The sequence below is a fragment of the Pseudomonas chlororaphis genome (genome assembly GCF_001921865.1).
GTDB classification, from domain to species: Bacteria; Pseudomonadota; Gammaproteobacteria; order Pseudomonadales; family Pseudomonadaceae; genus Aquipseudomonas; species Aquipseudomonas chlororaphis_D.
The window spans coordinates 198373-215025 of the sequence record NZ_MSCT01000024.1 but is presented as its reverse complement, the minus strand read 5'-3'; the positions used below and the strand labels follow the sequence as shown (position 1 = coordinate 215025).

15 protein-coding genes and 1 other RNA gene are annotated in these 16653 nt (G+C 65.1%); 7 read left to right on the top strand and 9 right to left on the bottom strand.

What is annotated here, in order from left to right:
* Positions 1-83: 83 nt before the first annotated feature.
* Both BTN82_RS29460 and BTN82_RS29455 read left to right on the top strand, forming a co-directional pair.
* Positions 84-1265, top strand: coding sequence for a methyl-accepting chemotaxis protein (locus BTN82_RS29460; RefSeq protein WP_410002849.1), 1182 nt, complete (start codon positions 84-86; stop codon positions 1263-1265).
* A 108-nt stretch (positions 1266-1373) separates the two neighbouring features.
* A complete protein-coding gene (locus BTN82_RS29455) occupies positions 1374-1691 on the top strand; it encodes a DUF2388 domain-containing protein (protein ID WP_075122510.1) in 318 nt (105 codons plus the stop codon).
* A 79-nt stretch (positions 1692-1770) separates the two neighbouring features.
* Here the strand turns inward: BTN82_RS29455 and gcvP are convergent, their stop codons facing one another.
* The gene (gcvP, locus tag BTN82_RS29450; RefSeq protein ID WP_075122509.1) at positions 1771-4644 is read right to left on the bottom strand and encodes an aminomethyl-transferring glycine dehydrogenase; all 2874 of its coding nucleotides are present in this window, start codon (positions 4642-4644) and stop codon (positions 1771-1773) included.
* A gap of 174 nt (positions 4645-4818) precedes the next feature.
* Here gcvP and BTN82_RS29445 point away from each other — a divergent pair, with 174 nt between their 5' ends.
* Positions 4819-5958 carry a DegT/DnrJ/EryC1/StrS family aminotransferase gene (locus tag BTN82_RS29445; protein ID WP_075122508.1) on the top strand — a complete coding sequence of 380 codons (1140 nt, stop codon included), beginning with the start codon at positions 4819-4821 and terminating at the stop codon, positions 5956-5958.
* 61 nt (positions 5959-6019) lie between these two features.
* On the opposite strand, the gene gcvH is transcribed toward BTN82_RS29445, so the two are convergent.
* From gcvH to BTN82_RS29405, 8 genes are all read right to left on the bottom strand, one after another.
* Positions 6020-6403 carry a glycine cleavage system protein GcvH gene (gene gcvH, locus BTN82_RS29440; protein ID WP_075122507.1) on the bottom strand — a complete coding sequence of 128 codons (384 nt, stop codon included), beginning with the start codon at positions 6401-6403 and terminating at the stop codon, positions 6020-6022.
* 52 nt (positions 6404-6455) lie between these two features.
* Positions 6456-7538: a glycine cleavage system aminomethyltransferase GcvT gene (gene gcvT / locus BTN82_RS29435; protein ID WP_075122506.1), complete on the bottom strand. Its 1083-nt coding sequence runs from the start codon at positions 7536-7538 to the stop codon at positions 6456-6458.
* A gap of 156 nt (positions 7539-7694) precedes the next feature.
* Complete coding sequence (locus tag BTN82_RS29430) at positions 7695-9311, bottom strand: ABC transporter permease (RefSeq protein WP_075122505.1); 1617 nt, start codon at positions 9309-9311, stop codon at positions 7695-7697.
* A gap of 139 nt (positions 9312-9450) precedes the next feature.
* Positions 9451-10452 carry an extracellular solute-binding protein gene (locus tag BTN82_RS29425; RefSeq protein ID WP_075122504.1) on the bottom strand — a complete coding sequence of 334 codons (1002 nt, stop codon included), beginning with the start codon at positions 10450-10452 and terminating at the stop codon, positions 9451-9453.
* A gap of 140 nt (positions 10453-10592) precedes the next feature.
* A complete protein-coding gene (locus BTN82_RS29420; RefSeq protein ID WP_186828473.1) occupies positions 10593-11810 on the bottom strand; it encodes a 2-octaprenyl-3-methyl-6-methoxy-1,4-benzoquinol hydroxylase in 1218 nt (405 codons plus the stop codon).
* 124 nt (positions 11811-11934) lie between these two features.
* Positions 11935-13122, bottom strand: coding sequence for a 2-octaprenyl-6-methoxyphenyl hydroxylase (gene ubiH / locus BTN82_RS29415; RefSeq protein ID WP_075122502.1), 1188 nt, complete (start codon positions 13120-13122; stop codon positions 11935-11937).
* Positions 13119-14453 (bottom strand): Xaa-Pro aminopeptidase, encoded by a 1335-nt coding sequence (gene pepP, locus BTN82_RS29410; RefSeq protein WP_075122501.1) that lies wholly within the window; start codon positions 14451-14453, stop codon positions 13119-13121. The genes ubiH and pepP overlap by 4 nt, the downstream gene beginning before the upstream one ends.
* A 27-nt stretch (positions 14454-14480) precedes the next feature.
* The gene (locus BTN82_RS29405; RefSeq protein WP_075122500.1) at positions 14481-15038 is read right to left on the bottom strand and encodes a YecA family protein; all 558 of its coding nucleotides are present in this window, start codon (positions 15036-15038) and stop codon (positions 14481-14483) included.
* Positions 15039-15178: 140 nt separating this feature from the next.
* Here BTN82_RS29405 and BTN82_RS29400 point away from each other — a divergent pair, with 140 nt between their 5' ends.
* From BTN82_RS29400 to BTN82_RS29385, 4 genes are all read left to right on the top strand, one after another.
* Entirely contained in the window at positions 15179-15388 is a 210-nt protein-coding gene (locus BTN82_RS29400) for a TIGR02449 family protein (protein ID WP_044466189.1), read from the top strand.
* The gene (locus tag BTN82_RS29395) at positions 15385-15708 is read left to right on the top strand and encodes a cell division protein ZapA (protein WP_075122499.1); all 324 of its coding nucleotides are present in this window, start codon (positions 15385-15387) and stop codon (positions 15706-15708) included. Before BTN82_RS29400 ends, BTN82_RS29395 begins: the two co-directional genes overlap by 4 nt.
* A 23-nt stretch (positions 15709-15731) precedes the next feature.
* Positions 15732-15910, top strand: a non-coding RNA gene (gene ssrS, locus BTN82_RS29390) — 6S RNA.
* Between the two features lie 109 nt (positions 15911-16019).
* Positions 16020-16625 (top strand): 5-formyltetrahydrofolate cyclo-ligase, encoded by a 606-nt coding sequence (locus tag BTN82_RS29385; RefSeq protein ID WP_075122498.1) that lies wholly within the window; start codon positions 16020-16022, stop codon positions 16623-16625.
* The last annotated feature ends 28 nt before the right edge of the window (positions 16626-16653 follow it).

Sequence of the window (16653 nt, the reverse complement as noted above, 5' to 3'; positions counted from 1 at the left end):
AGCCGGTACTGGAAAACTACATTGGCGCCGCCGAAAAGATCGCCGCAGAAGCCCTTCAAGACCCCGTCGCCGCTCGCGCCAACATGCCCGCCTTCACCCAGAGCTTCACCGAGGTGGAGACCCGCAACGAGGCCTTGAGCAGCAAGATCGAGACGAGCAGCGCCCAGGCCAGCGAAGCCAGCGCGAAAGCCGTGCGCCGGGCCGGCGGATGGCTGATCGGCGGCAGCCTGCTGGCGGTGCTGACGCTCTGCCTGCTGACTCGCCGGTTATTGCATTCGGTCCTGCGCCCCCTGGAGAAGTCGGTCAACACGGCCCGGGCCATTGCCCAGGGCAACCTCAGCCTGCCGATCGGCATCGACAGCGACGACGAGGCCGGCCAGCTGCAAAAGGCCCTGGGCGACATGCAGGCCAGCCTGCGGGACATGATCACCACCATTCGCCGCGAAAGCGAAGGCCTGCAAGGCACCTCCCACAACCTGAGCCAGACCTCCCAAGGCATCGCCGACGGGGCCAACGAGCAGGCCCATGGGGCGCACAGCATGGCCGCGGCCATGGAGCAGATGATCAGCAATATCGCCCAGGTCGCCGAGCACGCACGTAACGCGCAGGATATTTCGGCGCAGTCGGAATCCCTCGCCGGCAGCGGCGGCCAGGTCATCCTCGGCGTGGTCGACGGCATGGCCCACATTGCCGAGGCGGTCAACCAGTCGTCGCAGAGCATTACCGCCCTGGGCCAGTCCTCGGAGGAAATCCACTCGATCATCCAGGTGATCAACAGCATCGCCGAACAGACCAACCTGCTGGCCCTGAACGCCGCTATCGAGGCGGCCCGCGCGGGCGAGGCCGGCCGCGGCTTCGCCGTGGTCGCCGACGAAGTGCGCAGCCTGGCGGCGCGCACTGCGCAATCGACCCGGGAGATCACCGACATGATCGAGCGTATCCGCGAAACCACCGGGCAAGCGGTGCGCAGCATGCAGACCGGGGTCAGCCGGGTGAACGACGGAGTGAGCATGGCCCAGCAGGCCGGTACCTCGATCAATGAAATACGCGAAGGTGCGCAACGCTCGGCGCTGATGGTCGAGGAGATTTCCCACACCATCGGCGAGCAGTCCAAGGCCAGCAACGAAGTGGCGCAACAGGTGGAAATGATCAATCAGGTCGCCCAGCGCAACAGCCAGGCCATGTCTGAACTGGCGACGACGGTCGAGCACATGGAGCGCTCCGTCGCCACCCTGCAGACGTCAGTGACGCGTTTTCAGCTGTAAGGCAAACGCAGGCTGCATCAGGGCAAACGAGCCGACTGCCGTCACGGAACCGAATCGGTAAATGCCCTATCAAAGGAGTCAGTTAACCCCCAGTTGGAGTCACCCACCATGCGTCTCAAAATAGCTGTCGCCACCCTGGCCCTGCTTTCCCTGCCCGTAGGTTCGGCAATGGCCGACAGCTTCTGGCGTAACGTCATTTCCTCCGGTGCCACCACCGGTTCCACCTACCTGACGTTCAAGGATCACAAGCTGATCGTCGCCGCCCAGGACGACGCCGGCAGCTTCGTTGCCAGCGAAGGCAGCATCCGCGGTCCTTACCTGGAAGCCGCGATGCAAAAAGTCCGTGCCGACAACCCGGGCCTGCAGGCCACCGACATGGAACTGGCCAACGCCATCCTGGCCAAGAACGCCGTCGCCCCGCAGTGATGGCTGGCCTGTAGCCAGGCCGGCAGCAGAAAAAATGCCGCTCCCCCGAGCGGCATTTTTTTGTCCGCCGTTCGAGCCTTCAGCGATAGGCATCCACCGGCACGCAGGCACAGAACAGGTTGCGGTCGCCGTAGACGTTGTCGACCCGGTTCACTGTCGGCCAATACTTGTGCGCCCGGGTGTGCGGGCTGGGGATCACCGCCTGCTCGATGCTGTAGGGTCGCTCCCAGACGCCGGCGACGTCGGCCAGGGTATGGGGCGCGCGCTTGAGCGGGTTGTCTTCGGCCGGCCAGTTGCCTTCCTGGACCTGGGCGATCTCGGCGCGAATGCTCAGCATGGCCTCTATAAAGCGGTCCAGCTCGGCCTTGGATTCGCTTTCGGTGGGCTCCACCATCAGCGTGCCCAGCACCGGGAACGACATGGTCGGCGCATGAAAGCCGTAATCCATCAGGCGCTTGGCCACGTCCTCCTCGCTGATGCCGGTCTGGGCCTTGAGCGGTCGCAGGTCGAGGATGCATTCGTGGGCAACCCGGCCATTGCGCCCGCTGTAGAGCACGGGAAACGCGCCGCTCAATTGCTCGGCCAGGTAGTTCGCCGCGAGGATCGCCACCTCGCTGGCATCCACCAGCTGCGGCCCCATCATGGCGATGTACATCCAGCTGATCGGCAGGATGCTCGCACTGCCCCAGGGCGCCGCGCTGACCGCGCCGTTCTGCGGCAAAGGCCCGTCGATCGCCACCACCGGGTGGTTGGCCACGAACGGCGCCAGGTGCGCACGCACGCCGATCGGCCCCATGCCCGGGCCACCGCCGCCGTGGGGAATGCAGAAGGTCTTGTGCAGGTTCATGTGGGAAACGTCGGCGCCGATATCCGCCGGCCGCGCCAGTCCGACCTGGGCGTTGAGGTTCGCCCCGTCCATGTACACCTGGCCGCCGTGGCTGTGGATAACCTCACAGATCTCGCCGATGCCTTCCTCATACACTCCGTGGGTCGAAGGGTAGGTCGCCATCAGGCACGACAGCTGTTCGCCGGCGGCATGGGCCTTGTCCTTGAGGTCTTGCAGGTCGACGTTGCCGGCCTCGTCGCAATCGACGATCACCACCTGCATGCCGGCCATCTGCGCCGAGGCCGGGTTGGTGCCGTGGGCCGAGGCTGGGATCAGGCAGATATTGCGCCCGCCCTGCTGGCGGCTCTCGTGGTATTTGCGGATTGCCAGCAACCCGGCGTACTCGCCCTGGGCCCCGGAGTTGGGCTGCATGCAGATCGCATCGAAACCGGTGATCGCGCATAACCAGCGTTCGAGCTCCTCGATCAACTGCGCATAGCCGAGGGCCTGCTCCGGCGGGACAAAGGGATGCAGGTTGGCGAAGCCGGGCCAGGTTATCGGGATCATCTCGCTGCTGGCATTGAGCTTCATGGTGCAGGAGCCCAACGGGATCATCGACTGGTTGAGCGCCAGGTCCTTGTTCTCCAGCTGCTTCAAGTAGCGCAGCATCTCGGTTTCGCTGTGGTGGCTGTTGAACACCGGATGGCTCAGGTACGGCGTGCTGCGCAGCAGCTCCTGGGGAACGCCCGAAGCCAGGCTCTCGGCGTCCAGTTGCGCCACGTCCAACCCGTGGTCGGCACCGAGGAACACATCGAACAGCCGGGCGACGGTGGCCTCGTCGCAGGTTTCGTCCAGGCTCAGGCCCAACTGCCCGCGGCCGAGGATGCGCAGGTTGATCTGCGCGGCCTTGGCGCTCTCGATGATCGCCGTCTGGCTGCCGCCGACGTCCAGGGTCAGGGTGTCGAAGAAATGCCGGTTCAGCCGGGCGATGCCCTTGCGTTCGAGGCCGGCGGCGAGGATGCAGGTCAGCCGGTGGACCCGCTGCGCGATACGCCGCAGACCTTCCGGGCCGTGATAGACGGCATAGAAGCTGGCGATATTGGCCAGCAGCACCTGGGCGGTGCAGATGTTCGAGTTGGCCTTCTCGCGACGGATATGTTGCTCGCGTGTTTGCAGGGCCATGCGCAGCGCCACGTTGCCCCGGGCATCCTTGGACACGCCGATGATCCGCCCCGGGATCGCCCGCTTGTATTCCTCGCGGCTGGCGAAATACGCCGCGTGCGGCCCGCCGTAGCCCATGGGCACGCCAAAACGCTGGGACGAGCCGAACGCCACGTCGGCCCCCAGCTCGCCCGGCGGCGTCAGCAGCAACAGGCTCAGCAGGTCGGCGGCCACGCAGGCCAGCGCCTGCTGCGCATGCAGGTGACCGATCAACGGCCGCAGGTCGCGGATCTCGCCATGGGTGTCCGGATACTGCAACAGCGCGCCGAATACCTGGTGCTGCTTGAGGTGGTCCAGCGTGTCGATCACCAGCTCGAAGCCGAACCCTTCGGCGCGGGTCTGCAGCACCGAGAGGGTCTGCGGGTGGCAGTTCTGGTCGACGAAGAACAGGTTGCTTTTCGACTTGGCCACGCGCTTGGCCAGGGCCATGGCCTCGGCGGCGGCCGTGGCTTCGTCCAGCAGCGAGGCATTAGCCAGCTCCAGGCCGGTGAGGTCGATGGTCAGTTGCTGGAAGTTGAGCAAGGCTTCGAGCCGGCCCTGGGCGATTTCCGGTTGGTAGGGCGTGTAGGCGGTGTACCAGCCGGGGTTCTCCAGCACGTTGCGCAGGATCACCGCCGGCGTCAGGGTGCCGTGATAGCCCATGCCGATCAGGCTGGTCCAGACCTGGTTCTGCTCGGCATAACCGCGCAATTTGGCCAGGGCGGCCTGCTCGTCCAGCGCCGGCGGCAGATCCAGCGCCCGGTTGAAGCGGATGCCCGGCGGCACCGTCTGCTCGATCAGTTCGACCCGGCTGCCCAGCCCCAGGCTGTCGAGCATCGCTTGCTGCTCCGCGGCGTCGGGGCCGAGGTGTCGCCGTAGAAAGGCATTGGGGTCGCGTAACTGGCTCAAGGACGGCAACTGGGACATGACGGGCTCTCTCTCAGGCGGCGCTCGGCGTCGATGCAACACGGTCAAGGCAGCATAGCAGCCGATCCCGGACGCCGACGGGGTGGCACCGTGCGCGAACCGGTAGCATGATGCTCGACTCCGGCGCGGCCCGCCGCCCTGCCTCGACCTCTGCTTATCGGGTACCCCATCGTCATGAGCCAGCTGCCTTTCCTGCCGTTCTCCAAACCCACCATCGACGAAGCGACCATCGCCAGCGTCAGCGAAGTCCTGCGTTCGGGCTGGATCACCAGCGGGCCCAAGGTCCAGGCCTTCGAGGCGCAACTCTCGGAGTTTTGCGCTGGCCGCCCGGTGCGAACCTTCAACTCCGGCACCTGCACCATGGAGATCGCCCTGCGTATCGCCGGCATCGGCCCGGGGGACGAAGTCATCACCACGCCGATTTCCTGGGTGGCCACGGCCAATGTGATCCTCGAAGTCGGCGCCACCCCGGTGTTCGCCGATATCGACCCGATCACCCGCAACCTTGACCTGGCCCAGGTGGAAGCAGCCATTACGCCGCGGACCAAGGCCATCATTCCGGTGTTTCTCGCCGGCCTGCCGCTGGACATGACGCGCCTGTATGCCCTGGCGCACAAACACGGCCTGCGGGTGCTGGAAGACGCGGCCCAGGCGCTGGGCTCAAGCTGGAACGGCGAGCGCATCGGCGCCAGTGGCGACTTTGTCTCGTTCAGTTTCCAGGCCAACAAGAACGTCACCTGCAGCGAGGGCGGCGCCCTGGTCCTGAACAACGCCGAAGAGGCGCGCCTGGCGGAGAAGTACCGCCTGCAGGGCGTGACCCGCAGCGGCTTCGACGGCCTGGACGTGGATGTGCTGGGCGGCAAGTTCAACATGACCGATATCGCCGCCGCCATCGGCCTGGGCCAGTTCGCCCATATCGAGACCCTCACCGCGCACCGCCGCGAGCTGGCCCGGCACTACTTCGAGTGTTTCGGCAGCGACTTCGAATCCCGCTATGGCGCCCAATTGCCGCCGGCGGACTTCAGCAACAGCAACTGGCATTTGTTCCAGCTGGTCCTGCCGGAACGGCAAGACGGCCTGCCGGCACGCGCGACCTTCATGGAGCGGATGCAGGAACGTGGGGTCGGCATCGGCTATCACTACCCGCCGATTCACTTGCTGAGCCTGTACCGCGAGCGCGGTTTCAAGGATGGGATGTTCCCGGTGGCGGAACGGGTGGGACGCCTGATCGTCTCGTTGCCGATGTTCACGGCGATGACCAAGGACGATGTGGAACGGTCGGTGGCGACCGTGAAGGAAGTCTTGCAACGCTGAAGGCCATCGCGAGCAAGCTCGCCCCTAGGGGGGCGGGTTTGCTCGCGATCGAGGGGAAGCCTTATTCGCCGATGGCGGCCTGGTAGCCGGCGGCGTCCAGCAGCTTGTCCAGGTCGGCGCTGTTGCTTGGCTTGAGCTTGAAGATCCAGGCACCGTACGGGTCGCTGTTGAGCAGCTCGGGGCTGGCGCTCAGCTCCTCGTTGACCGCGATCACTTCGCCGGCCACTGGCGCATAGATGTCGGAAGCGGCTTTCACCGATTCGACCACGCCGGCCTGGTCGCCCGCGCCGAACACATTGCCGACCTCGGTCAGCTCGACGAACACCACGTCGCCCAAGGCCTCCTGTGCGTGGTCGCTGATGCCCACGGTCACGCTGCCGTCGGCTTCCAGACGGGCCCATTCATGGCTTTCGGCAAAACGCAGGTCAGCAGGGATATCGCTCATGTTCTGTGTCCTCAAGAAGAAATGTCAGCGGTAGATCCCGCCGGAAATTAAGTTAGATCAAGGTTTTGCCATGACGCACGAAGGTCGGTTTGACCACCCGGACCGGGTACCACTTGCCACGGATTTCCACTTCGGCACGGTCAGCGGTCGCCATCGGCACCCGCGCCAGCGCGATCGATTTGCTAAGCGTAGGAGAGAAACTACCACTGGTGATCTCCCCTTCGCCAACATCGGCGATACGCACCACCTGGTGGGCCCGCAGCACGCCACGCTCTTCCAGCACCAGGCCGACCAGCTTGTGTTGTACCCCGCGCGCGCGCTCGGCCTCCAGGGCCATGCGCCCGATGAACTTGCGCGACGCCGGCTCCCAGGCAATGCTCCAGGCCATGTTGGCCACCAGCGGCGACACGTCCTGGTGGATGTCCTGGCCGTAGAGATTCATGCCCGCTTCCAGGCGCAGGGTGTCGCGGGCGCCGAGGCCGATCGGCGAGATGCCCGCGCCCACCAGGTCGTTGAAAAACGCCGGGGCCTGGTCGGCCGGCAGGACGATTTCCAGGCCATCCTCGCCGGTATAACCAGTGCGCGCGATAAACCAGTCGCCATCGGCCTGGCCCTCGAAGGGCTTGAGTTGCTGGATCAACGCACCGCGCGCCTGGCTCACCAGTTCGGCGATCTTGTGCCGCGCCTGGGGTCCCTGGATGGCCAGCATCGCCAGCTCGGAACGCTCGCGCAACTGCACCTGGAACGTGCCCAGCTGGGCCTGCATCCAGGCGATGTCCTGGTCGCGGGTGGCGGCGTTGACCACCAGCCGATAACCGGCTTCGCTGCGGTAGACGATCATATCGTCGACGATACCGCCGTGTTCGTTGAGCATGGTGCTGTACAAGGCCCGACCGGGGCTTTGCAGGCGCTCGACGTCATTGGCCAGCAGGTACTGGAGCCAGGCCTTGGCCTGGGGACCGTCGACATCGATGACGGTCATGTGGGATACGTCGAAAACCCCGCAATCGCGTCGCACCTGATGGTGCTCCTCGACCTGCGAGCCGTAATGCAGAGGCATATCCCAACCGCCAAAATCGACCATCTTCGCGCCCAGGGCGAGATGAAGGTCATACAGAGGCGTGCGCTGTCCCATGGGTTTCTCCTTCCGGGCGTGGCGAAGGCGCAGGCGGTCGCGGTATGGGCTGAAAGCCTTGAAATAGATGGTTTTCAGACAACGCCGACGACCCGATCAGAAAGATCGACCGCACCGAATGCCGCGCATTGTAGCTGCAAGGTGTGACACTGGCACCTAACCGATTCGATGAGCGGAGCGGCGGATCAGGCCAATCACCGGTAGCAATCCCACCAGGACCAGGGTCAGCGCCGGCAGCGCGGCACGCGACCATTCTCCCTCGCTGGTCATCTCGAAGATCCGCACCGCCAGCGTGTCCCAGCCGAACGGGCGCATCAGCAAGGTGGCGGGCATTTCCTTGAGCACGTCGACGAACACCAGCAGCGCCGCGCTCAGTGTCCCGGGCAGCAAGAGCGGCAGATACACTTTGAAAAACAGTCGTGGACCGCCGACCCCCAGGCTGCGCGACGCTTCCGGCAACGAAGGGCGAATACGCGCCAGGCTGCTTTCCAGCGGCCCGTAGGCCACCGCGATAAAGCGCACCAGATAGGCCAGCAACAAGGCCGCCAGACTACCCAGCAACAGGGGTTTGCCCGCCCCGCCGAGCCAGCCCGACAACGGGATCACCAGCTCGCGATCCAGATAACTGAAGGCCAGCATGATCGACACCGCCAGCACCGAGCCCGGCAAGGCATAACCCAGGTTGGCCAGGCTGACGCCGGAGCGGATCGCCCGGGTCGGCGCCAACCGCCGGGCGAACGCCAGCAGCAAGGCCACGCTGACCGTGATCAACGCCGCCATGGCGCCCAGGTACAGGGTGTGCAGGATCAGCCCGGCATAACGTTCGTCGAGGTCGAAGCGGCCGCGCTGCCAGAACCACACCAGCAGTTGCAGCAACGGGATGACGAAGGCACAGGCGAACACCAGCACGCACCAGCTCGTGGCCGCCAGGGCCTTGATGCCATGCAAGGGGTACAGTGCCTTGCCCCGCGGCCGTTCGTTGCCAGAGCGACTGGCGCCGCGGGCGCGCCGCTCGCCGTACAGCACCAGCATCACCGCCAGCAGCAACAGGCTGGCCAGTTGCGCGGCGCTGGACAGGCTGAAGAAGCCATACCAGGTCTTGTAGATGGCCGTGGTGAAGGTGTCGAAGTTGAACACCGCCACCGCGCCGAAGTCGGCCAGGGTTTCCATCAGCGCCAACGCCACGCCGGCGCCGATGGCCGGGCGCGCCATGGGCAGGGCCACGCGCCAGAACGCCTGCCAGGGGGTTTGCCCGAGCACCCGCGCGGCTTCCATCAGGCCTTTGCCTTGGGCCAGGAACGCGGTGCGCGCCAGCAGGTACACATAGGGATAGAACACCAGCACCAGGACCAGGATCACCCCGCCGGTGGAGCGCACCCGCGGCAGGCGCAGCCCCGCGCCGAACCATTCGCGCAGCAGGGTCTGCACCGGGCCGGAAAAATCCAGCAGGCCGACGAAGACGAAGGCCAGCACATAGGCCGGAATCGCGAAGGGCAGCATCAACGCCCAATCCAGCCAGCGCCGCCCGGGAAACTCGCAGAGGCTGGTCAGCCAGGCCAGGCTCACGCCCAGCAGCGTCACGCCCACGCCAACGCCCAGCACCAGGGTCAGGGTGTTGCCCAGCAGACGCGGCATCTGGGTCTCCCACAGGTGCGACCAGATCTGCTGGTCGACCGTCTGCCACGACAGCAACAGCACGCTCAACGGCAACAGGACCAGGGCGGCGACAGCAAAGACCAGCGGGTACCAGCGGCGTTGGGCGGGATGGGCCACGAAAGACTCTCAGGCGAGGTGGGTCAGTGACGAACGATCGCGAGCAAGCTCGCTCCTACAGGGATTGGGCAAACCTTGCTCGCGGCGTCCTTGATAAGCAAAACGCCCCGCAAAGGCGGGGCGCAGTATAACCAGCGGATCAGTTCCAGCCAGCACGGTCCATCAGGCGAATGGCTTCGGCCTGACGCAGGCCGGCGACTTCCACCGGCAGGGTGTCGGCGATGAACTTGCCCCAGGCCGCCACTTCGGCGGACGGTGGCACGCTTGGGTTGGCCGGGAACTCCTGGTTCACGTCGGCGAAGATCTTCTGCGCTTCAGCGGAGGTCATCCACTCCACCAGGGCCTTGGCGGCTTCCGGGTGCGGGGCGTATTTGGTCAGGCCGATGCCCGAGAGGTTGACGTGCACGCCGCGGTCGCCCTGGTTCGGCCAGAACAGTTTCACCGGCAGGTCCGGCTTCTGCTTGTGCAGGCGGCCATAGTAGTAGGTGTTGACGATGCCCACGTCGCACTGGCCGGCGTTGATCGCCTCGAGTACCGCGACGTCGTCGGAGAACACATCGGTGGAGAGGTTGTTGACCCAGCCTTTGACGATCTCTTCGGTTTTCGCCGCGCCGTGGGTTTCGATCAGGGTCGCGGTCAACGACTGGTTGTAGACCTTCTTCGCCGTGCGCAGGCACAGGCGGCCTTCCCACTGCTTGTCGGCCAGGGCCTCGTAGGTGCTCAGGTCGGACGGTTTCACGCGCGCGGTGGAGTAGGCGATGGTCCGTGCCCGCAGGCTCAGGCCGGTCCAGGCGTGGGAAGCAGCGCGGTATTGCAGGGGAATGTTGGCGTCGATCACCTTGGAGGTGAACGGTTGCAGGATGCCCATCTGCTCGGCTTGCCACAGGTTGCCGGCGTCCACGGTGAGCAGCAGGTCGGCGGTGGCGTTCTCGCCTTCGGCCTTGATCCGCTGCATCAACGGGGCTTCCTTGTCGGTGATGAACTTCACCTGGACCCCGGTTTTCTGGGTGTAGAGATCGAAGACCGGCTTGATCAGCTCGTCGATGCGCGAGGAGTAGACCACGACTTCGTCGGCTGCCTGGGCGGTGCCGCCGATGAGGGTGAGGGCCAGGGCGGTCAGTAGACGCTTCGGTGCCAACATGGGAGCGGTCTCTCGAGATCAAAGGGAAGCAAATGATAAGGACTACCATTTGGCTTCTCAAACTGAACAGCAGGCCGAGGCGTTACCAGATGTTGCGTAAACAGCCGAGGCCCATGGGCCGGGCGATGAGCCCCGTGAGATCAGGCCTTGGCCAGCTCCGGCAAGTCGCCGGTCAGGCCCAGCGCCTGGCGCACGAACAGCGCCTTGGCCTCGGGCATCTGCTCGACCATTTTCAAGCCGGTGTTACGCAACCAGCGCAGCGGCAGCGGATCGGCCTGGAACAGCCGCTCGAAGCCTTCCATCGCTGCCATTAGCGCCAGGTTGTGCGGCATGCGCCGTCGCTCGTAACGGCTCAGGACCTTGGCGTCGGCCAACCGCTCGCCGCGGCTGGCCGCCTGCAGCAGCACCTCGGCCAACACCGCGGCATCGAGAAAGCCCAGGTTGACCCCCTGCCCGGCCAGCGGATGGATGGTATGGGCCGCGTCGCCGATCAACGCCAGGCCTTCGGCCACGTAACGCTTGGCATGGCGCTGGCGCAACGGTACGCAGAGCCGTGGGTCGGCGCTCAGCACCGAGCCCAGGCGACCTTCGAAGGCGCGTTCCAGTTCCTGGCAGAAATCCGCGTCGGCCAGCGCCATCAGGCGTTCGGCCTCGGCCGGCGTGGTCGACCAGACGATCGAGCACCAGTCGTGCTGCCCGTCGCGCTCCAGCGGCAGGAACGCCAGCGGACCGTGGTCGGTGAAGCGCTGCCAGGCGGTCATCTGGTGCGGCTCGGCGCAACGCACGCTGGTGACGATGGCGTGATGCAGGTAATCCCATTCGCGGGTGGCGCAACCGGTCAGGCGCCGCACGGCTGAGTTGGCCCCGTCGGCGGCGATCACCAGCGGGGCGCGCAGGCTGCGGCCATCGGCCAGGGTCAGCAACCAGTCGTCGCCGGAACGGCGCATCTGCTCCAGGCGAGCGTTGGCCAGCAGGCCGATATCGCAATTGTGCAGGCGTTCCAGCAACGCGTCCTGGACCACGCGATTCTCGACGATATGGCCCAGCGCCTCGGCATGCACGCTGGCCGCCGAAAAGTGAATCTGCCCAGTCCCGCTGCCGTCCCAGACCTGCATGTCGGAGTACGGGCTGCTGCGGCGTCGGGTCACCCCTTCCCAGGCCCCCAGGCGTTCGAGAATCCGCTGGCTGGCCGCCGACAGCGCGCTCACCCGTGGCTCGAACGGCGCTTCGTCGTCGAAGGGCTTGACCTTCAGCGGGCTGCCATCGAGCAGCAGCACTTCCAGGCCGCTGTCCTGCAACGCCAGCGCCAGGGCGCTCCCGACCATTCCGGCCCCGACAATCAGCAGATCTGCGCGCATTTCCATGCTTTAAGCCTGTCTCGCGTGCGGCGTGAGCCGCGGATAAAAAGAGTTGTCGAGCCGCGCTCCCAGGGGGCGACCGACGCGGTACTGGATCGACATGCCTGGCCGACGGCGCGGCCACTCATGCATCGGGACGAGTGCCCAGGCCCATGGCTTGCCGCGCGAACCAGCGCTTGGCTGGCGGCAGCAGGTCCAGGCCCAGCAACCCGATATTGCGCCCCAGGGACACCAGCGGCAGCTTGCTGCCGAACAAGCGGGTGACCTGGTCGGAGAAGCCTACGGTCAGGTCCTGGTCCAGGCGCTGCCGCTCGCGGTAGGCCTGCAAGATGCTGAAATCGCCCGGCGCCGTCGGGCTGACCAGCAAGGCATCGGCCAGCGCCTCGACATCGCGCAGCGACAGGTTGAAACCCTGCCCGGCAATCGGATGCAGGCTATGGGCGGCGTTGCCCAGCACCACCAGATGCGGCCGTACCTGTTCCTCGGCTTCCACCAGCGACAGCGGGTAAAGGTGCCGCGCGCCCACTTGTTTCAGGGTACCCAGGCGATAACCGAAGACCCCCTGCAACTCGCTGAGAAAGCTGCGCTCGTCCAGTTCGGCCAGGCGCTGCGCGTCCATGCCCAGACGGGTCCAGACCAGCGCGCAGCGGTTGTCCGGCAGCGGCAGCAAGGCCATCGGCCCGTCGTCGGTGAAACGCTCGAAGGCCATGCCGTTATGGGCTTCGCTCGGGGTAATGTTGGCGATCAGCGCGCTCTGGTTGTAGGGGCGCTTTTTCACCCCGATGCCCAACTGCTCGCGCAGCCCGGAACGACCGCCGTCGGCCAGCACCGCCAACTCGCAGTCCAGGCTGGTTTCGTCGTTGAGGGTCAGGCGGTAACCGTCTTCCAACGGCTCCATGCGCGTGACTTCGGCCGGGCAGCGCCAACTGACCACGTCCTGGTCCAGCCCCTGCCAGAGGCACTGGCCGAGCCAGGCGTTCTCCACCACATAACCCAGGGCAGGCACGCCCTCTTCCATGGCCGACAGGCGCGCGGTGGAAAACCGCCCGCGGTCGGACACATGGATCTGCTTGATCGGCTCGGCGCGGCGGGAAATCTCCTGCCACACGCCGAGGCGCTGATAGATCTGCCGTGCGCCGAACGACAGCGCCGAAGAACGCGCATCGTAGCTGGGCTGATAGGTATTGCCCGGGGCGAACGGCTCGATCAGCACGATCTTCCAGCCGCGCGCCTTGGCCCCGGCCTGCAGGGCCAAAGCCAGGCTGGCACCGACCAGGCCACCGCCGATGATCGCCAGGTTGACCCGGCTCATGCCGCATGGCTCCGCGCAGCAGCCATCAGGGCCTCGATCTCGGCCACGGTCTTGGGCACGCCGCCGGTGAGAATTTCACAGCCTTGCTTGGTCACTACCACGTCATCCTCGATGCGCACGCCAATGCCGCGCCATTTCTTCGCCACGTTCTGGTTGTCCGGCGCGATATAGATGCCCGGCTCGACCGTCAGGGCCATGCCGACCTCCAGCACCCGCCATTCGCCGCCGACCTTGTATTCGCCGACATCATGCACATCCATGCCCAGCCAGTGGCCGGCGCGGTGCATGTAAAACGCCTTGTAGGCTTCGCTGGCGATCAATTCGTCCACGTCACCTTCGAGTAACCCCAGCTCGACCAGCCCGGCGGTAATCACCCGGACCGTCGCCTCATGCGCCTGGTTCCAGTGCTTGTTCGGCGCGATCTCGGCAAACGCGGCTTCCTGGGACGCCAGCACCAACTCGTAGATCGCCTTCTGCTCGGCGGAAAACGTGCCGTTCACCGGCCAGGTGCGGGTGATATCGCTGGCATAACAGTCGATCTCGCAACCGGCGTCGATCAGCACCAGGTCGCCGTCCTTGAGCAACGCGTCGTTCTGCTGGTAATGCAGGATGCAGCTGTTACGCCCGGCGGCGACGATGGAGCCGTAGGCCGGCATCTTCGCCCCGCCGCGACGGAACTCGTAATCCAGTTCGGCCTCCAGGCTGAACTCGTACAACCCGGCGCGGCTGGCCTGCATGGCGCGAATATGCGCCTGGGCGGAAATCCGCGCGGCCTCGCGCATCACCTTCACTTCCGCCGCCGATTTATACAGGCGCATGTCATGCAGCAGATGATCCAGGGCAACGAATTCGTTCGGCGGCTGGGCGCCCAGGTGCGCCTTGGAACGGATCACGTTGATCCACTCCATCAGGTGGCGGTCGAACTCGGGGTTGCTGCCCATGGCCGAGTACACCCGGTCGCGGCCTTCGATAAGGCCCGGCAGGATATCGTCGATATCGGTAATGGGGAACGCATCGTCGGCGCCGTAATCGCGGATCGCGCCTTCCTGGCCGGCGCGCAGCCCGTCCCAGAGTTCGCGCTCGGCATTGCGCTCGCGGCAGAACAGGACGTACTCGCCATGCTCGCGGCCCGGCATCAGCACGATCACCGCCTGGGGCTCGGGGAAGCCGCTGAGGTACTGGAAGTCACTGTCCTGGCGATAGACATGCTCGACATCGCGATTGCGGATCGCCACGGCGGCGGCCGGCAGGATCGCGATGCTGTTGGGTTCCATCTGCGCCATGAGCGCCTTGCGGCGGCGGGTGTATTCCGATTTCGGGATATGGATCATGGGCAGACGGATCTTCCTATCGAGCGATCAGTGCAGGGAAGGCTTGGCGGCCGGTTCAACCGTCTTGTTGGTCTCGGTGAACAGCAGCAGCGGCGCGACCCGCAGGTACTCCATGACTTCCATGTAGTCGCTTTCGCCGTCGTCGGATTCTTCCAGGGCGTCCTGTACCTGGGAAATCGCTGCAAGGTCCTGCAACACTTCCGTGGCCTCGGTGCTCAGGGCACTACTGTCGCGGGAGTTCAGGCCGAAACCGCTGAGGAAGCCCTGGCACCATTGCCCCAGGGCCGCGGCGCGCTCGGCCAGCGGCGCATCGTCGCTGGGCAGCAACAGGACGACGGTCATGTCGTCGCTGGTCAACTCGCCCTTGACCATTTCCTGCAAGCCGATCAAGGCGTTACGGACGTTGTCCTGCGGTTCGCCTTCGAGCAGCTCGGCAGCGTCGATCAGCCAGCCTTCGACTTCAAAGCCGGCTCCGGCGCAACTGCGACCCAGCAACAGGCCATGCAATTCGGCGGGCGAGACAGGGTGACCGCTGCTGCTGAGCAGGGTGGCGAAGGCGTTGTACGGGGAATTCTGAATGGGCATGGGCAGCTAGGCGCCAAGCGGCGCAATGTCTAGAATGGAGGCCTTGTATCCTAGCATCGGCAGACGCGCCAAGACCATCGAGGGCGTCAACTCGTTTGCCCAGGCAGTTGCCACTCATCAGACAAATCCAGTGGGATCCAATGGAAGACACCGACCTGCAAGCGCTGATGGCCAGACTCGAATTGCTAATTGACCGGGTCGAGCAACTAAAGAGTCAAAACGCACTCTTACTAGCTCAGGAAAAGACTTGGCGCGAGGAACGCGCGCACCTCATTGAAAAAAACGAAATCGCCCGGCGTAAGGTCGAATCGATGATTTCGCGCCTCAAGGCCCTGGAGCAAGACTCATGAGTTCAAGCAATAGCGTTACCGTGCAGATCCTCGATAAAGAGTATTCGATCATCTGTCCCCAGGAAGAACGCAGCAATCTGGTGAGCGCCGCCCGGTACCTGGATGGCAAGATGCGCGAGATCCGCAGCAGCGGCAAAGTCATTGGCGCCGACCGCATTGCCGTGATGGCCGCCCTGAACATCACTCACGATCTCTTGCACAAGCAAGAGCGCCCCGACATCCAGGCCAGCGGCTCGACCCGTGAACAGGTGCGCGACCTGCTCGATCGCGTGGACTTGGTACTCGCTACCGATACCGACACAAGCAAAGCTGATTCCTGAAAGTGGTTGCGGTATAATCCCGCCACTCCCTGGGGTGCTTGCCAGTTGGCGATGTCCCTGAGCCGATTTGCACTACCCTGGAAGTTGCACGTTGGGCCGGTGTGCATGTCCGCTAGACGGAAAGCCTTAACGCCTACTGCATCTTCCGCCTTGAACTTTCGGGTTCAAGGGCTAAGCCGGCAGCGGTTCATCCGGGGAGCCTGAATTCCAAGCCAATGCCAGCTATGTCCATAGCTGGCATTGTTTTTTTCGGCGCCAGGATTATTTAGCGGTACGCTATCCTGCCGTATCCGACCCGGACCACCGCGACCATGACCGAACCGGCGCCGCTTTCCCGCCCGCAACTTCGCCGCATGCTACGCAAGGCCCGCCGCGCCCTCGGCCCCCCCGAGCAACGCCAGGCCGCCCGCGGGCTTTATCGGCAATTGACGCAGCATCCGTTGTTCCGCCGCGCCCGGCATATCTCCCTGTACCTGCCCACCGACGGTGAAATCGATCCGCGCCCGCTGCTGCGTGCCGCGCAACGCCGGGGCAAGGCGACCTATCTGCCGGTACTCAGCGCCTGGCCCCGGACCAAGATGGTGTTCCAGCGCGTTCGCCCCGGGGAAAAGCTGCGCCCCAACCGCTTCCGCATTCTCGAACCGCGGGTCAACCTGGCCCGGCAACGCAAGGTCTGGGCGTTGGACCTGGTGCTGTTGCCGCTGGTCGGCTTCGATGAGTCAGGCGGGCGCCTGGGCATGGGAGGCGGTTTCTACGATCGCAGCCTGGCGTATCTGGCGCGGCGGCAAAGCTGGCGCAAGCCGACGCTGCTGGGGCTGGCCCATGAATGTCAGAAAGTCGCGAAGCTGGATCAGGCAAGCTGGGACGTACCGCTGCAAGGAACGGTGACGGACAGGCAATGGTATTTCGCCGAATAGGCGCCGCCGACAGACAGCGACGCCCAGG